Here is a 15,028-nt window from a genome sequence, read left to right as displayed (position 1 = left end):
ATGGGACAAGTCATCGCGCAAAAAAACACCCCGCCTGCCATCGCCGCAAGCAGCCAGGGCTCGCAGCAATACCTCACGTTCACACTGAACGCCGAGGTCTTTGCCATCGGCATCCTCAACATCAAGGAAATCATCGAATACGGCACACTGACCGAAATTCCGATGATGCCGGCCTTCATCCGCGGGGTGATCAACCTGCGCGGCGCGGTGGTGCCGGTGGTGGATCTGTCCGCGCGCTTTGGCGGCAAACCGACCGCAGCGGCTCGGCGCACCTGCATCGTCATCGTCGAAATCAATCAGACGGTGGACGACATCGACCTGCGCCAGGACATCGGCATCGTGGTCGACAGTGTCAACGAAGTGCTGGAAATCCCGCCCGGCGACATCGAACCCCCGCCCAGCTTCGGCGCGCGTATTCGCGCGGATTTCATCCAAGGCATGGGCAAGGTGGACGGTAAATTCGTCATCATTCTGAACATCGACCGGGTCTTGTCGGTCGATGAGATGGCCCAGTTGGCCGCGGTGGGCGGGCAAGCCAGTCCGCAAGACGAAGAACAAAGCGGCTGAGTGCTGGCCGTGGCGGCCGTAAGCAGGCCTCGATCATCCCGCATATCGATCAAGGGAGGCAACATGACGCTCAGCAATCTCAAGGTCGGCTACCGACTGTCCATCCTGCTTACGGTACTGTTGGCGGCGCTATTGGGTGTTGCGCTCACCGGCCTGCGCGCCCTGTCCGAGGTCAATGCAGAGCTCCAGCTGCAATACCAAGAGCGCCTGCGGCCAAGCGTCGAACTTGGACGGATAGAAGTGCTGCTCAACGATGCCCGCAGCCAAATCATGCTGGGCTTGCAACACAATCCGGAAAGCCGCTTTGCTACGCTCCATGACCACCCACTCAGTCGGCACACCGATGCGACCGAGCGCATCGGCGCCGACGTGACCGCGGCCTGGGAAGCGTTCTCGACCCGCGAACTCAGCGCCGAAGAGCGCGAGCTGGCCAATCGCTTCGAGGCAGCCTACACCCGCTTGGTGAGCGAAGGCATCCAACCGGCGGTGCGCCAGTTGCTGGCAGGCGATTATCTATCTGCCAACCAGACCTTGCTGTTCAAGATCAATCCACTGCAAACCGACGCTCAAGGCGCTGCCAATGCCTTGCGCGAGTACGTCCTGAACGACGCCAACCATGCATTCACTCAGTCCCAGGCCAACTACCGCAAGGTCCGCAATCTGCTGATCGGGGTGCTCGCCTTCTGCACGCTGTTCGCAGTCGCACTGGGATGGCTGATCACCCGCTCGATCACCCGCCCGCTGGCGCAGGCGGTTTCTGCGGCCAATGCGCTGGCCGAAGGCGACCTCAGGGTGCAGATCGACGCCCGCTCGCGCGATGAACTGGGCCAGTTGCTCTCCGCCATGCATCACATGGTAGAGAAGCTTTCGCAGATCATCGGCCAAGTGCGCGGCGCGGCCGACAATCTGTCTTCGGCCTCCAGCCAAGTCTCTGCCACCGCTCAGTCGCTGTCGCAAGGCGCCTCCGAGCAGGCCGCCAGCGTCGAGGAAATCTCCGCCACCCTGGAACAGACCTCCGCCAGCGTCCATCAGAACGCCGAAAACGCCCGGGTCACCGACGGCATCGCCACCAAGGCCGCCACCGAGGCCGCCGACGGCGGCAGCGCGGTGCGTGAGACCGTCGAGGCCATGAAAGCCATCGCCGACAAAATCGGCATCATCGACGACATTGCCTACCAGACCAATCTGCTGGCCCTGAACGCCGCCATCGAGGCCGCCCGCGCAGGCGAGCACGGCAAGGGCTTCGCAGTAGTCGCCGCCGAAGTGCGCAAACTGGCCGAGCGCAGCCAGGTGGCCGCTCAGGAAATCGGTGAGCTGGCCGGCTCCAGCGTCAAACTGGCCGAAAAAGCCGGCCACCTGCTCGATGAAATGGTGCCCTCGATCCGCAAAACCTCCGATCTGGTGCAGGAAATCGCCTCGGCCTCGGAAGAACAGGCCGGCGGCGTCACCCAGATCAACCAGGCGGTGAGCCAGTTGAGCCAAGCCACCCAGCAAAACGCCTCGGCCTCCGAAGAGCTCGCCGCCACCGCCGAGCAATTGGGCTCGCAGGCCGAACAACTGCAAGCGCTGATGCAGTTTTTCCAGGTCAACGAAGCGCCGGCCGGCGGCCTGCGGCGCTCGCACTCTGCGGCGGATGCGCCGTATCGGCCCGAACAGGGTGCCGCACCACCCGCCAGCCGGCCGCGTAAACCCTTGTCTGGCCGCAGCTTGGGCAAGCCGCTGCCCAAAGTGACCGCCGCCAATCTGGACGAATCGGCCTTCGAACGTTTCTGACCCCGCACGCGGGCCAGGCGCGCCCGCCACCGAACCGGATCACGCATGGCGCAAGACAACGCGGACAGTATCAGCGACCAGGACTTTGCCCGCTTTCAGTCCCTGCTCTACAAGATTGCCGGCATTTACCTGGCCCCGTCCAAAAAGGTGCTGCTGGTCGGCCGGCTGGCCAAGCGTCTGCGCGCGCTGGGGCTCGCCAGCTTTGCCGACTATTACCGGCTGGTGAGCGCCCCGGATCAGGGGGCAGAGCGGCAAACCATGGTGGATTTGCTGACCACCAACGAAACCTACTTTTTTCGCGAGCCCAAGCATTTCGATTTTTTGCGCGACCACATCCTGCCGCATCATCCGCGCGGTGGCAGCTTCGAGGTGTGGAGCGCGGCCTGCTCCAGCGGCGAAGAAGCTTACACCCTGGCCATGGTGCTGGCCGAAGCGCTCGGCAACGCGCCGTGGGCGGTCACCGCCTCGGACATCTCCACCCAGGTCTTGGCGCGCGCACAAAGCGGTCACTATCCGCTGGAGCGCAGCCGCGGTATTCCGCCTGCGTTACTGAAAAAATATTGCCTCAAAGGCGTGCGCGAACAGGCCGGCACTTTTCTGATCTGCCGGGAACTGCGCAGCCGGATCCGCTTCATGCACGTCAATCTGATCGAACCCCTGCCTGCCATCGGTCCGTTCGATGTGATTTTTCTGCGCAATGTGATGATCTATTTCGACCAGCCGACCAAGCGCAAAGTGGTCGAGAACCTGCTAGGCCGCCTGAAACCCGGCGGCTGGTTCATCGTTGGCCACTCGGAAACACTCAATGGCATCATCGAGCCTAGGCTGCTGACCGCGGTGCGCCCGACCATCTACCGCAAACCCCTATGAGCCCACCGGAGATCTATCTGGGTATTGGCGAGCTGCACTTTTGTCGTGCGCCAGCGCGTATCCGCACCGTGCTGGGCTCGTGCGTGTCGATCACGCTCTGGCACCCGACCCTCCGGCTAGGCGGCATGTGCCACTTCATGCTGCCCACGCGCAACCGCAGCGGCAACCAGCCGCTGGACGGACGCTACGCGGATGAAGCCATGGCACTGCTCGACCGCGAAATCGGCCGCTACCACACCCGCCATGCCGACTACCATGCCAAGATCTTTGGCGGCGGCAACATGTTTCCCGGCCGCCCGCAACCGACGCACAACCTGGATATCGGGCAGCGCAACATCGACATCGCCCGCCGCTTGCTGGCCGAACGGAGCATTCCGATCATGGCCGAACACCTCGGTGGCGGCGGTCATCGCAAGCTGGTGTTCGACGTCTCCAGCGGCGATGCCTGGCTGGCTTTTCAGGATCTCGGCGATGCGCACAGGAGAACGAGCGCGTGAGTGCAATACGTGTGATGATCGTGGACGATTCGGCCGTGGTGCGCCAGGTGCTGCGCCAGGCGCTGTCGGCCGACCCCGGTATCGAAGTCATCGGTGCGGCCTCCGACCCGTTGTTCGCCCTGGAACACATGAAGCGCCAGTGGCCGGACGTGATCGTGCTCGATATCGAAATGCCGCGCATGGATGGGCTCACCTTCTTGCGCAAACTGATGGCCGAGCGGCCCACACCGGTGGTGATCTGCTCCTCGCTGGCGGCCCGCGGCTCGGAAGCGGCGATGAACGCCTTGGCTGCCGGCGCAGTGTCGATCATCACCAAGCCCACCGCCGGCCTCAAACAGTTTCTGGAAGACAGTGCCAACGACATCGTGCACGCGGTCAAAGCCGCCGCGCGCGCCAACCCCCGCCGGCTCGTCCCCCCGGCTGCCGCACCGCAGCCGCGATTGAGCGCGGACGCAGTCCTGCCCGCAGCCAGCGGCCTGGGCAGCGGGGCCAACATGGTGCGCACCACCGAACGTTTTGTCGCCATCGGCACCTCCACCGGCGGCACCCAAGCACTGGAGGCGGTACTGACCCGGCTGCCGGCAGTGGCTCCGCCCATCGTCATCGTGCAACACATGCCGGAACGCTTTACCGCCATGTTCGCCGAACGACTCAACGGTCTGTGCGCCATCGAAGTCCGCGAAGCGCGCCACGGCGACCGCATCACCCCCGGCCGCGCGCTGATCGCCCCTGGCGGCAAGCACATGATGGTCACCCGTAGCGGGGCGCAATACACCGTGGAGGTGGTAGACGGTCCGCTGGTCAATCGTCACCGGCCCTCGGTCGACGTGCTATTCCGCTCGTGCGCTAAATTCGCCGGGCGCAACGCCACCGGCATCATCATGACCGGCATGGGCGACGACGGTGCCCGCGGACTCAAGGAAATGCACGACGCCGGCGCCACCACCTACGCTGAGGATGAATCCACCTGCGTGGTCTTTGGCATGCCCAAGGAAGCAATCCGCCTGGGCGGGGTCGATCATGTGCTGCCGCTGGAGCGCATCCCCGAGGCGATCATGCAGGCGGCGCGCGGCTGATATCCGGCAGTAAGCCGGATCGCCGCAGCCCGCGTCGCGGGCGGCCGGGCGCAGCGACACGGTCTGCATATCGCCGCGCAGCGTTACCGACCACGGCGTATCGGCTGCACGCACGATGCCCACACCCGCCCACAGGCCAAACAGCATCCCGGCCACCCACGCCAGTGCGGTCGCAATCGCCCTCAGCCAAGTCCGCATATCCGCCCCCGCGGGGTTCCGATGCGGGTTGGACGCACGCCCGGCGGCGATGTTCCGGACAGCAAAAACCGGCCAGCGGCCGGTTCCTAACTGGGAAAGATGCGCCGCTCAGGCCAAAGGCATACCGGCGGCGTCGAACATGCCTTCGAACAGGGCGGAGCTCAGGTAACGCTCGCCCGAATCCGGCAGCACCACCACGATGGTCTTGCCCGCATGCTCCGGCCGGCGCGCCAGACGCGCGGCCACCGCTACCGCCGCGCCGCAGGAGATGCCCGACAAAATGCCTTCTTCGCGCGCCAGGCGACGGGCATAGTCGATGGCCTCCTCGTTACTGACCTGTTCCACCGCGTCTATCAGCGATAGATCCAACACCGGCGGCACAAAGCCAGCACCGATGCCTTGAATCTTGTGCGGCCCCGGCTTGAGCGGCTGGCCGGCGAGCGTCTGAGTGAGCACCGGACTGGCGCTGGGCTCCACCGCCACCGACAGCACCGCCTTGCCGCGGGTCTGCTTGAGGTAGCGCGACACGCCGGTGATGGTGCCGCCGGTACCCACGCCGGCAACGAAGATATCGATCTGGCCGCCGGTCGCCTCCCAGATTTCAGGACCGGTGGTGGCTTCATGAATCGCCGGATTGGCCGGATTCTTGAACTGCTGGAGCAGCACATAGCGCCCTGGGTCGGAAGCGGCGATTTCCTCGGCTTTGGCCACTGCCCCGCTCATCCCCTTGGCGCCTTCGGTCAGCACCAGCTTGGCGCCGAAGGCCAGCAACAGCTTACGCCGCTCGATGCTCATGGTTTCCGGCATGGTCAGGGTGAGCGGAATGCCGCGCGCGGCGGCAACGAAAGCCAGTGCGATGCCGGTGTTGCCGCTGGTCGGCTCGACGATTTCCTTACCCGGACCGAGCAGACCGCGTTTTTCGGCATCCCACACCATGGCTGCGCCAATCCGGCACTTGACCGAGTAGGCCGGATTGCGTCCCTCGATCTTGGCCAGCACCGTGGCACCGGCACCGTCGAGGATACGGTTGAGACGAACCAAGGGCGTACGGCCGATGGACTCTGCGTTGTCGGCATACCAATTAGACATGGGCTCTCCTCATGCAGCGGTTCGAAAACGTCGCCGGCCACAGGCGGCCGACCGACTGCACCGCAGCATGCCGGTTTAACGTCCGGGGCGCAACCCGACCGTGCGCCGTCAGCGCATCTCGAAAGCCTCCCGATGAAAGCTCAGGCGACGCAGGCCAATTCGCGCCAACCCGGCGCGCAAATGATCGGCCAGGCCCTGGGGTCCGCAGAACCACACCTCGGCGCGACCGCCGGCCGACAGCCCCAGCATTTCAGCGCAGGGCGGGCCTTCGGCGCCACTATCATGAACATGTAGTCGCACACCCGGCAGATCGGCGCACAGCGCTTGCAGCCGTGCCACAAAGGGGTCGCCGGTGCGCTGCCGGGTACAGTAGTGCAGGTCGGCCTCAGGCGCGGACACAGGGTCGGCACGCAGCGCGCCCAGCCAAGCCAGGAAGGGGGTCACGCCGATGCCGCCAGCCACCCACACCTGCCGCGCGCGGCGGTCGTGGCGGCCCAGCTCGAAGCGTCCGTAAGGGCCCTCCACGCTCACCGGCTGGCCGACGGCCAGGCGCTGCGGCAGGCTGCGGGTGTAATCGCCCAGCGCCTTGATCAGGAAAGTCACCCTGCGATCACCACCGTCGGCGCTGGCAATGGTAAAGGGGTGCGCGCCCTCGAGACGCTCGAAAGTCACCCAAGCAAACTGCCCGGCGCGGTGCCCAGGCCAGTCGGCCGACAGTTGGCAAATCACTTCTGTCACCTCCGGCGACAGACGGTTGACCGCCAGCACTTCACCCGCCACCTGTCGCCCACGGCCGATGCGCCCGGCCAGTGAGAGCCCCGCTGCCACCGCAGCGCTCCCCAGCATGACGCCGAGTGCGACACCGGCCGGTGTACCCCACCACCACAGCGGTGCCAACACCGCGCCATGAAAGGCCAGCATCAGGTACAACGCCGGCATGGCGCGATGCAGGTGGCGCCAGTACTTGTAGGGAAAGCGTTTCCACAGCGCCAGCAACACCATGGCCAGCAGCAGATAGACCACAAACTCGCCCAGCTCCTCGGCAGCGTCGCGCAGATTCTCCAGCACACCGAAGTATTCAGCCTTGGGCGGCCGTCCGGCCTTGCCGACCAAGGCCTTGATGACCCCGCCAGACTCTTTGACCAGCCAATGCAACGCCGCAAAGCCGCCAGCCAGGATCCCAGCCCATTTGTGCGCGCGATAGACCCGGTCCATGCCGCCGAAGGGGCGCTCCAGCCAGACCGGCCGAGTAGCCAGCACCATGGCCAGCGACATCAGCCCGATCGACAACAGACCGCTGAGCAACAGCGCCTGCTCGCGCGCCACCCAGGGCAGCGTGCCGGGACCGGCACCGTGAGCAGCCAGACTCAGCCCCCAGGCGAGTACGACTAGGGAAACAAACCCTGCCAAGATCGTTTTCATGATGACACGCCCGAGTAATTCAGTCGTCGAAATAGCCGCGCTCGGCGTCGCGATGGCAGGCCGCGCAATTGGCCTTGGAGCCCACCTTGGGGTCGGCCCATTCGGCACGCGACACCTCGCGGTGCTCACGCACCCACTTGGGCAGCTCGGTGATGCGTTGCGGCGTCGCATTCGCCGCGACACCGCGCAGCAACTTGCCGGCATAGCGCGCGCCCTGGCCGTCGGCGGCGTGCCAAACCAGGTAGCGCTCGATGCGTGCGGCGGTCTGCGCATCCACGCTGGCGTCGTCGCCGAAGTGCTGGTCCAGCGAACCCATGATCCGCGACCATGAACGTGCCGGCAGCATCGCGGCCGGGTAGGCCATATGGCAGCTGCCGCACTCTTCGGCCACCACCGGGTCGGTCACCGGCGGGTAGAAATGCCCGCCGCCGGCCAACGCCTTGTCGAGCACGAACAGGCCCGGTGCAAGCACCATCAGCACGGCCATCACCGCTCGTGGGGAAATCTTGCGCAGGATCTTCATGGTTTTCTCCTTGTCGGCGGCGCGCTCAGCGCGCACGCATGAAACTCAGCCAGTCGCCCTTTTCCAGCGGCGTGCATTCGCGCCCCATCACCTCGCGGCAGTTGCGCCCGAACCACTTTTCCAGCTTGGCTGGGTCGGCATAGCGAGTGGGCGAAGCCGACAGCGCCATCGGCGCAATCTCCTTGCCGGTACGGGTCTTGCCCGGCTTGGTCGGATCTGCGCCGTGACAGCTCGCGCAGGCCGGCGTCTCTGGCTTGCCACCGGCGAAGCGCTGCGTGTGCAGTTGCGCACCGCGCTCGACCGAGAAGCCCGTGAAACCCGCATCGGCAGCGCGCGCCTGCGCGGCGTAGCGCGACAGTTGGGCATCGATGCCGGATGCAGCAGCCGCTCCGGGCTGGGCCAGGCCGGCGGACAGCGCCGCGGCGATTGCGTACAGGACAGCTTTCATGTCTCAATTTCTCCCATCTGCGATGTCGATGGGCTGCAGACTAGGCCTGTGCGGCTGAACGAATGCTTAAGGAGCCGTTCATCCGGCGTTCAGCCCCGGCGCGCTAAACAGGACTCCGGGACGCGCCGCGCCCCTGCGCCACGCCCGGGAGATTCGTCATGAAACGCCAACTTGCCATCCTCGCCCTGATCCTCGCCGGCGGCACCGGTCTCGCGCTCGCCTCGGGCGACCACGACCGCGCCCGCGAGGCCCTGCAGGCCGGCCAGATCCTGCCGCTGCGCCAGGTGCTCGATGCCGTGGAGCGCGAGCACCCCGGCCAGGTGATGGAGGTCGAGCTCGAGCGCGAGCACGGCGCCTGGGTATACGAGATCAAGCTGCTGCGCAGCGACGGCTCGCTGCTCAAGCTCGAACTCGACGCACATAGCGGCGCGGTGCTGCGCAGCCGCGAGAAGGAGAAGCACTGATGCGCCTGCTGGTGGCCGAGGACGAACCGACGCTGGCAAACCAGCTGCGCGAGGCGCTCGCTGCCGCCGGCTACGCGGTGGACCTGGCCGACAACGGCCGTGACGCCCACTTCATGGGCGACCAGGAGCCCTACGACGCGGTGGTGCTGGACCTCGGCCTACCGCAGCTCGACGGCCTGAGCGTACTGCGCCGCTGGCGCAGCGCCGGGCGCGCGATGCCGGTGCTGATCCTCACCGCGCGCGACGCCTGGCACGAGAAGGTGGCCGGCATCGACGCCGGCGCCGACGACTATCTGACCAAGCCCTTCCACATGGAAGAGCTGCTCGCCCGCCTGCGTGCGCTGATCCGCCGCGCCGCCGGCCAGGCCTGCACGGAACTGCAGTGCGGCCCGCTGGTGGTGGACACACGCAGCGGTCGGGTCAGCGTCAGCGGGCAGGCCCTGAGCCTCACCAGCCACGAGTACCGCGTGCTCGCCTACCTGATGCACCGGCGCGGCGAGATCGTCTCGCGCACCGAGCTGACCGAACACATCTATGCCCAGGACTTCGACCGCGACTCGAACACCATCGAGGTGTTCATCAGCCGCCTGCGCAAGAAGCTGCCACCGGGCAGCATCGAGACCGTGCGCGGCCTGGGCTATCGGCTGTCCTGTCCGGCATGAGCGCGCCCCCCGCCATCCCGGGCGCCTGGCGCGGTTCGCTGCGCCTGCGCCTGCTGGCCGGTACGCTGGCCTGGATACTCGGCACCATCGCGGTCGCGGGCTGGGGGCTATCCGACCTGTTCGCACAGCATCTGTCCCGCCAGTTCCATGCCGAGCTGCTCACCCACCTCGACCAGCTCACCGCCGTCCTCGCCTTCGACGCCGACGGCACCCCGACGCTGGCCTCACCCCTGTCCGACCCGCGCACCCGGCGCCCCTATGGCGGCCTGTATTGGCAGGTGGAGCGGCTCGACGGCCGGCAGCCCGACGGCACCGCGCCGCTGCGCTCACGCTCGCTGTGGGACGGCGTGCTCGGCGTACCGGCCGACCACCCAGCCGATGGCGAGGTGCATCGCCACCGCATCGCCGGCCCGGACGGCAAGGCGGTGCGCGCCATCGAGCGCGTGGTGCGTCCAGCCGAGCGCCCGCAGGAGGCCTGGCGCCTGGTGGTGGCTGCGGACGAGACCCTGCTGAGCGCAGCCCAGGACCGTTTCACCGGCCAGTTGCTGCTGGCGCTGGGTGTGCTCGCCGCCGGCTTGGTGGCGGCCGCGGTCGTACAGGTACGCATCGGCCTGCGCCCGCTAGCCCGCCTGCGGGACGGCCTGGCCACGGTGCGCCGGGGCGAGGCCCAGGCCATCGCCGGGCGTTTTCCGTCGGAGATCCAGCCGCTGGTCGATGAGTTCAACGGCGTGCTGGCACGCAACGCCGAAGTGGTCGCCCGCGCGCGCACCCATGCGGGCAACCTGGCCCATGCGCTCAAGACGCCGCTGACGGTGCTGGCCAACGCAGCGGCCAGCGAGAACGGCCCGCTGGCCAGCCTGGTGCGCGAACAGGTCGCCGCCGCTCAGGTGCAGGTGGACCACCACCTTGCCCGCGCCCGCGCCGCCGCAGCGGTGCAGGTGCCCGGCCTGCGCTGCGCGCTGCGCCCGGCCATCGAGGGATTGCTGCGCGTCATGGCACGCGTGCATGCCGGGCGCCACATCCGGCTGCAGCTGGTCGACTGCCCGGTCGGCGTTTCTTTTCGCGGCGAAGAGCAGGATCTGCAGGAGATGCTCGGCAACCTGCTGGACAATGCCTGCAAATGGGCGCGCAGCCAAGTTGAGGTGCAAGCAGCGTGCAGTGACGGGATGCTGCAGGTGACGATCACCGACGACGGCCCCGGCCTGCGGGAAGACGCCCTACATGCGGTACTCGAGCGCGGTGTGCGGGCGGACGAACATACCCCGGGCAGCGGACTGGGGCTGGCCATCGTGCGTGATTTGGCACAAGCCTATGGCGGCGGCATTGAACTGGCAACCACTTCACAAGGTGGGTTACGTGTAATGCTACGCTTGCCTGCTGCTTGATTCCCAGCCACTGCGAACGATCCGTTGAGCCGGGCTGAAGCCACCGTCCTGACTTGGCGTCGCCGTGGCTGACGAGCGCTCGCTCGCCCCCCGGACACGGGATTGACCCCAACCCTTTCAGCGGCGAGTATCCGGTCGATGAAGCCCGCGCCCTGCTGGGGCGCATCGACAAAGAAGGAGGCACAATTGCGCATTTTACTGGTGGAAGACGACCCGCTGCTTGGCGACGGCATCCGCGCCGGGTTGAGTCTGGCCGGCTACGCGGTGGACTGGGTGCACGACGGCGGACCGGCGCTGGCCGCGCTGGCCAGTCACCAGTACGACGCCTGCGTGCTCGACCTTGGCCTGCCGGGCCAAGATGGCATCGCGGTGCTGCAAGCGCTGCGCCGGCGCGGGGATCTCACCCCGGTGCTAGTGCTCACCGCGCGCGACACCCAAGCCGACAAGATCGGCGGACTGGATGCCGGGGCGGACGACTACCTGACCAAGCCCTTCGACCTGGGCGAACTGCAGGCCCGTATCCGCGCCCTGCTGCGCCGGGCCGGCGGACAGGCGCAGCCGGTGCTCAGTCACCGCGACGTGACCCTGGATCCGGCCAGCAAGCGGGTCACCCGCGCCGGCCGGGAGGTGGCGCTGTCGGCCCGGGAATTCGCCCTGCTCGAAGCGCTGATGCGTCATCCCCAACACATCCGCAGCCGCGCTCAGTTGGAGGATAGCCTCTACGCCTGGGGCGAGGAGGCCGGCAGCAACACCGTGGAAGTGTATATCCACCATCTGCGCAAGAAGCTGGGTGCCGACTTCATTCGCACCGTGCGCGGCCTGGGCTACCAATTGGGCGCGGACCGATGAGGGAGGCTGCCGCGCACGCGCCCTTGCGCCTGCGCTCGCTGCGCTGGCGCCTGCTGGCCGCGGTGTGCGCAGCGGTGCTGCTGCTGTGGCTGCTCACCGGCTGGCTGAGCTATACCCAGGCGCAGCATGAGGCCGAGGAGCTGATGGATGGCAACTTGGCCCAGAGTGGCCGTCTGCTGCTGGCCCTGCTGCGCGACAACGAAGCCGATCTGCGCGAGCTGGCCGGTCGGCTGGCCACCGTGCGTGGAGCCGCGGACAACATTTATGAGCCGCCGCTGGAATTTCAGATCGGCCGCGCCGACGGCAGCATCCTGGCGCGCTCCGAAGCCGCGCCGCATCTACCGGTGCTGGGTGTAACCGGCTACCGCGACATTGTGCGCGAAGACACTGCTTGGCGGGTGCTCAACGTAGCCTCGCAGGACGGCCGCTACCGGGTGCAGGTGGCGCAGTCCATCGCCCTGCGCGACCGTGCCGCCCTGGAGGTGGCCAGTCACACCGTGTTGCCGCTGGCGCTGCTCTCGCCGGTGCTGATCGTGCTGATCTATCTGTCGGTGCTGCGCGCCCTGCGCCCGCTGGACCGGCTGGCCGGGGAGATTTCCGCACGCAACCCGGACAATCTGGCGCCGATACCGGTTCAGCAGGTTCCCACCGAGGCGCTGCCGCTGGTCGGCGCGATCAACCGGCTGCTCCAGCGTGTGGCCCGCACGCTGGACAACGAGCGCCGCTTCACCGCCGACGCCGCGCATGAACTGCGCACGCCGCTGGCTGCGCTCAAAGTGCACACCCAAGTCGCCCGTCTGTGCAGGGAGGACGCCGCCCGTGAGCACGCCCTGCGACAGCTCGAACATGGCGTGGATCGCGTCAGCCGATTGGTGGAGCAGTTGCTGCGTCTGGCCCGCCTGGACCCGCTCAACACCTTGCCCGACCCCGGCGCGGTGAGCCTGCACGCGTTGGTCGACCACACGCTCGAGGCACTGCGCCAGAGCACGCCCGCGGCAGCGCAACGCATCACCCACACGCTCTCCCCCGACACCCCCGCGGTGGCCGGCGACGCCGACCTGCTACAGATCGCCTTGCGCAACCTGTTGGACAACGCGCTGCGCTACTCGCCGGCGGAGGCCGCCATCCAGGTCGCGGTCGAGGACCACGGCCAGGCCGTTGATCTGGTGGTAGCCGACAACGGCCCCGGCGTGCCGCCCGACGCGCTGGCGCGCTTGGGCGAACGCTTTTTCCGCGTCACCGGCACAGTCGAAGGCAGCGGCCTGGGGCTGGCCATCGTCGCGCGCATCATGGCACTGCACGGCGGTCGGCTGGCGTTGTCGAATCGTCCGCAAGGCGGTTTGCGTGCCGCGCTGTGCGGACTAAAGCGGGCGGCGGCGGACTGCGCCCGCCCCCTCAGCCCGCACGCGGCAGCTCGCGCAGCAGGCGGGCGGCAATCAGGCCATTGACTACGCCAAACAACAGCGCCGCGGCGGCAAACACCGGGACCAGGTAAAAAACCCCATCATGGGGTACCAGCCACAGCCGAGCGAGCGCCAATTGGGCGCCGATATGGGCGCAGGCGGCAAAGATGGACAGGCTGACCGGGCCAAACCAACGCCGGGGCAGGTGCATGGCCAGCCCCAGGGTCAACAGGCTGGCAAGCGCGCCGGACAGGCTGAGAAAAAAACCCGGGGCCAGAAACTGGCCAAGCAGCAGGCTACCGGCCAGCACCCGCAGCAGCGCCACCCACACCGCTTCGCGCCAGCCCCAGCGCGCCAGCACGATCAAAGTGACGATGTTGGCCAGCCCGGGCTTCACACCGGGCAGCGGCAGCGGGATGGCGGCCTCGGCCACGGTGAGCACGATGGCGGCCGCCGCATGACGGGCAATGCGGTGATCCTCGGCGGTAGGCACCAACTCAATAGTTGAGCGAGTCATACTGTCCGTTGCGCCCGCTCAAGCTCAGGCTCACCTGATTGGGCGCGCAGATCGCCACCGCGCCGGCCTGGGTCAGCCAGCCCTGACGCACACAATACTGATGCGGGCCGGGATCGGCCGCCACCCGGGCGCGGCCGGGCTGGATCTCGATCACGCTGACGCCCAGCGGTCCGGGCACTTCGATGCGCTGCGGGGCGCTCAGGCCATACTCGCCAAAGAGCTCGCCGCCGGCGCGCACCACGGCTTTGTCGGGCGCGCCGCCGCGCCACAGGGTGACGGTGGCCACCACGCACAGCGCCAGCCCGGCGCCGATCACTAACCAGTCGCCAGGACGGACCAGCGGCAGCCAGTCGGCCAGCCGATTGTTCATGACGCGCCGTGGCCGCCGGCGTCCGAAGCCCGCCGGGCCGCACTGCGGTGGCGCACCAGCACACGGACACGATCCCGGAAGCGTTCGGCCAGCCACTCGGCCAGATAGACCGAGCGGTGCTGGCCACCGGTGCAGCCGATGGCCACGGTGAGATAACTGCGGTTGTCGCGCACATAAGCCGGCAGCCAGGTGTCGACGAAGCGGCGGATGTCCTCGGCCATGCGGCCGACCTCGGGCACACCGGCGAGAAAATCGATCACCGGCCGATCGCGCCCAGTAAGCGGGCGCAGACGCGGATCGTAGTGCGGATTAGGCAAACAACGCACGTCGAACACCAGATCGGCATCGAGCGGAATGCCGTATTTGAAGCCGAAGGACTGGAACATCAAAGTCAGCCCTTCGGTGGCCGCGATATTCACGAAATCCTTGACCCAGGCGCGCAAGGTATTGGCTTGCAGATCGCTGGTATCGACCCGGTGGCCCAGTTCGGCGACCTTGGCCAGCAGATCGCGTTCGCATTGAATGGCCTCTTCCAGCGACACCCCTTCGCGGGCCAGCGGATGCTTGCGACGGGTTTCCGAAAAACGCGCGATCAGCGCGTCATCCCGCGCTTCCAAGAAGATGAAGCGCAGGTCATCCACCATCGCACGCAACTGATCCACCTGCTGCGGCAAGGCGGCGATGTTTGCCCCGGAGCGCACATCCACCGCGACTGCCACACGGCGGTAACCGGCATCGCGCAAATACGCGACCAACTGCGGCAGCAACGTGGCCGGCAGATTGTCCACCACGTAATAGCTGGCGTCTTCCAGCACGTTGAGCGCAACGCTCTTGCCCGAGCCGGAAAGACCGCTGATGAGAATGACCTGCATGCGCCCCCCGGGATTCACACCCTATCCACGCACACTATAGCGC

At 67.1% G+C, this 15,028-nt stretch carries 17 protein-coding genes; 10 read left to right on the top strand and 7 right to left on the bottom strand.

What is annotated here, in order from left to right; all coding sequences use genetic code 11:
• The 5 genes from DIE29_RS01610 to DIE29_RS01590 all read left to right on the top strand — a co-directional run bounded on the left by DIE29_RS01610 (position 1) and on the right by DIE29_RS01590 (position 4,783).
• A complete protein-coding gene (locus DIE29_RS01610; protein WP_102040737.1) occupies positions 1-567 on the top strand; it encodes a chemotaxis protein CheW in 567 nt (188 codons plus the stop codon).
• A gap of 63 nt (positions 568-630) precedes the next feature.
• Positions 631-2,340, top strand: a complete 1,710-nt coding sequence (locus DIE29_RS01605; protein WP_114649002.1) for a methyl-accepting chemotaxis protein — start codon at positions 631-633, stop codon at positions 2,338-2,340.
• Between the two features lie 45 nt (positions 2,341-2,385).
• Positions 2,386-3,210, top strand: a complete 825-nt coding sequence (locus DIE29_RS01600; protein WP_102040735.1) for a CheR family methyltransferase — start codon at positions 2,386-2,388, stop codon at positions 3,208-3,210.
• Positions 3,207-3,707, top strand: coding sequence for a chemotaxis protein CheD (locus tag DIE29_RS01595; RefSeq protein ID WP_108079498.1), 501 nt, complete (start codon positions 3,207-3,209; stop codon positions 3,705-3,707). The genes DIE29_RS01600 and DIE29_RS01595 overlap by 4 nt, the downstream gene beginning before the upstream one ends.
• A gap of 14 nt (positions 3,708-3,721) precedes the next feature.
• On the top strand, positions 3,722-4,783 hold the full coding sequence (locus DIE29_RS01590; protein WP_108080981.1) for a protein-glutamate methylesterase/protein-glutamine glutaminase: 1,062 nt from the start codon (positions 3,722-3,724) through the stop codon (positions 4,781-4,783).
• 306 nt (positions 4,784-5,089) lie between these two features.
• Here DIE29_RS01590 and cysK read toward each other — a convergent pair whose 3' ends face one another.
• The 4 genes from cysK to DIE29_RS01570 form a co-directional block, all read right to left on the bottom strand.
• A complete protein-coding gene (cysK, locus tag DIE29_RS01585; protein ID WP_102040732.1) occupies positions 5,090-6,070 on the bottom strand; it encodes a cysteine synthase A in 981 nt (326 codons plus the stop codon).
• Between the two features lie 108 nt (positions 6,071-6,178).
• The gene (locus DIE29_RS01580; protein WP_102040731.1) at positions 6,179-7,492 is read right to left on the bottom strand and encodes a ferredoxin reductase family protein; all 1,314 of its coding nucleotides are present in this window, start codon (positions 7,490-7,492) and stop codon (positions 6,179-6,181) included.
• 19 nt (positions 7,493-7,511) lie between these two features.
• A complete protein-coding gene (locus DIE29_RS01575; RefSeq protein ID WP_237269487.1) occupies positions 7,512-8,015 on the bottom strand; it encodes a diheme cytochrome c in 504 nt (167 codons plus the stop codon).
• Positions 8,016-8,040: 25 nt separating this feature from the next.
• Positions 8,041-8,463, bottom strand: a complete 423-nt coding sequence (locus tag DIE29_RS01570; RefSeq protein ID WP_114649001.1) for a DUF1924 domain-containing protein — start codon at positions 8,461-8,463, stop codon at positions 8,041-8,043.
• 158 nt (positions 8,464-8,621) lie between these two features.
• Between DIE29_RS01570 and DIE29_RS01565 the strand changes: the two genes are divergently transcribed.
• From DIE29_RS01565 to DIE29_RS01545, 5 genes are all read left to right on the top strand, one after another.
• Positions 8,622-8,927, top strand: coding sequence for a PepSY domain-containing protein (locus DIE29_RS01565; protein ID WP_108079496.1), 306 nt, complete (start codon positions 8,622-8,624; stop codon positions 8,925-8,927).
• A complete protein-coding gene (locus DIE29_RS01560; RefSeq protein WP_114649000.1) occupies positions 8,927-9,589 on the top strand; it encodes a response regulator transcription factor in 663 nt (220 codons plus the stop codon). The genes DIE29_RS01565 and DIE29_RS01560 overlap by 1 nt, the downstream gene beginning before the upstream one ends.
• Entirely contained in the window at positions 9,586-10,974 is a 1,389-nt protein-coding gene (locus tag DIE29_RS01555) for a sensor histidine kinase (protein ID WP_102040727.1), read from the top strand. Before DIE29_RS01560 ends, DIE29_RS01555 begins: the two co-directional genes overlap by 4 nt.
• A gap of 186 nt (positions 10,975-11,160) precedes the next feature.
• Complete coding sequence (locus DIE29_RS01550) at positions 11,161-11,823, top strand: response regulator transcription factor (protein WP_102043055.1); 663 nt, start codon at positions 11,161-11,163, stop codon at positions 11,821-11,823.
• Positions 11,820-13,271, top strand: a complete 1,452-nt coding sequence (locus DIE29_RS01545) for a sensor histidine kinase (RefSeq protein WP_205409761.1) — start codon at positions 11,820-11,822, stop codon at positions 13,269-13,271. The genes DIE29_RS01550 and DIE29_RS01545 overlap by 4 nt, the downstream gene beginning before the upstream one ends.
• Here DIE29_RS01545 and DIE29_RS01540 read toward each other — a convergent pair.
• From DIE29_RS01540 to rapZ, 3 genes are read right to left on the bottom strand one after another with little or no spacing between them, the layout of a single operon-like run.
• A complete protein-coding gene (locus DIE29_RS01540; RefSeq protein WP_174202279.1) occupies positions 13,219-13,743 on the bottom strand; it encodes a Gx transporter family protein in 525 nt (174 codons plus the stop codon). The two genes, DIE29_RS01545 and DIE29_RS01540, sit on opposite strands and share 53 nt — an antisense overlap.
• Positions 13,724-14,113 carry a NusG domain II-containing protein gene (locus DIE29_RS01535; RefSeq protein ID WP_114648999.1) on the bottom strand — a complete coding sequence of 130 codons (390 nt, stop codon included), beginning with the start codon at positions 14,111-14,113 and terminating at the stop codon, positions 13,724-13,726. Before DIE29_RS01535 ends, DIE29_RS01540 begins: the two co-directional genes overlap by 20 nt.
• A complete protein-coding gene (gene rapZ / locus DIE29_RS01530) occupies positions 14,110-14,985 on the bottom strand; it encodes an RNase adapter RapZ (RefSeq protein ID WP_114648998.1) in 876 nt (291 codons plus the stop codon). Before rapZ ends, DIE29_RS01535 begins: the two co-directional genes overlap by 4 nt.
• Positions 14,986-15,028: the final 43 nt, after the last annotated feature.

Origin of the sequence: Pseudothauera hydrothermalis, assembly GCF_003345255.1 — a bacterium.
Lineage (GTDB): Bacteria > Pseudomonadota > Gammaproteobacteria > Burkholderiales > Rhodocyclaceae > Pseudothauera > Pseudothauera hydrothermalis.
The sequence above is the reverse complement of the archived record's forward strand: the minus strand, read 5'-3'. Positions and strand labels throughout refer to the sequence as shown.

Coding starts and splice junctions, on each gene's coding strand:
- cysK (WP_102040732.1), bottom strand. CDS start 6,070: ATGTCTAATTGGTATGCCGACAACGCAGAGTCCATCGGCCGTACGCCC.
- DIE29_RS01535 (WP_114648999.1), bottom strand. CDS start 14,113: ATGAACAATCGGCTGGCCGACTGGCTGCCGCTGGTCCGTCCTGGCGAC.
- DIE29_RS01610 (WP_102040737.1), top strand. CDS start 1: ATGGGACAAGTCATCGCGCAAAAAAACACCCCGCCTGCCATCGCCGCA.
- DIE29_RS01560 (WP_114649000.1), top strand. CDS start 8,927: ATGCGCCTGCTGGTGGCCGAGGACGAACCGACGCTGGCAAACCAGCTG.
- rapZ (WP_114648998.1), bottom strand. CDS start 14,985: ATGCAGGTCATTCTCATCAGCGGTCTTTCCGGCTCGGGCAAGAGCGTT.
- DIE29_RS01570 (WP_114649001.1), bottom strand. CDS start 8,463: ATGAAAGCTGTCCTGTACGCAATCGCCGCGGCGCTGTCCGCCGGCCTG.
- DIE29_RS01590 (WP_108080981.1), top strand. CDS start 3,722: ATGATCGTGGACGATTCGGCCGTGGTGCGCCAGGTGCTGCGCCAGGCG.
- DIE29_RS01540 (WP_174202279.1), bottom strand. CDS start 13,743: ATGACTCGCTCAACTATTGAGTTGGTGCCTACCGCCGAGGATCACCGC.
- DIE29_RS01595 (WP_108079498.1), top strand. CDS start 3,207: ATGAGCCCACCGGAGATCTATCTGGGTATTGGCGAGCTGCACTTTTGT.
- DIE29_RS01600 (WP_102040735.1), top strand. CDS start 2,386: ATGGCGCAAGACAACGCGGACAGTATCAGCGACCAGGACTTTGCCCGC.
- DIE29_RS01605 (WP_114649002.1), top strand. CDS start 631: ATGACGCTCAGCAATCTCAAGGTCGGCTACCGACTGTCCATCCTGCTT.
- DIE29_RS01555 (WP_102040727.1), top strand. CDS start 9,586: ATGAGCGCGCCCCCCGCCATCCCGGGCGCCTGGCGCGGTTCGCTGCGC.
- DIE29_RS01575 (WP_237269487.1), bottom strand. CDS start 8,015: ATGAAGATCCTGCGCAAGATTTCCCCACGAGCGGTGATGGCCGTGCTG.
- DIE29_RS01545 (WP_205409761.1), top strand. CDS start 11,820: ATGAGGGAGGCTGCCGCGCACGCGCCCTTGCGCCTGCGCTCGCTGCGC.
- DIE29_RS01580 (WP_102040731.1), bottom strand. CDS start 7,492: ATGAAAACGATCTTGGCAGGGTTTGTTTCCCTAGTCGTACTCGCCTGG.
- DIE29_RS01565 (WP_108079496.1), top strand. CDS start 8,622: ATGAAACGCCAACTTGCCATCCTCGCCCTGATCCTCGCCGGCGGCACC.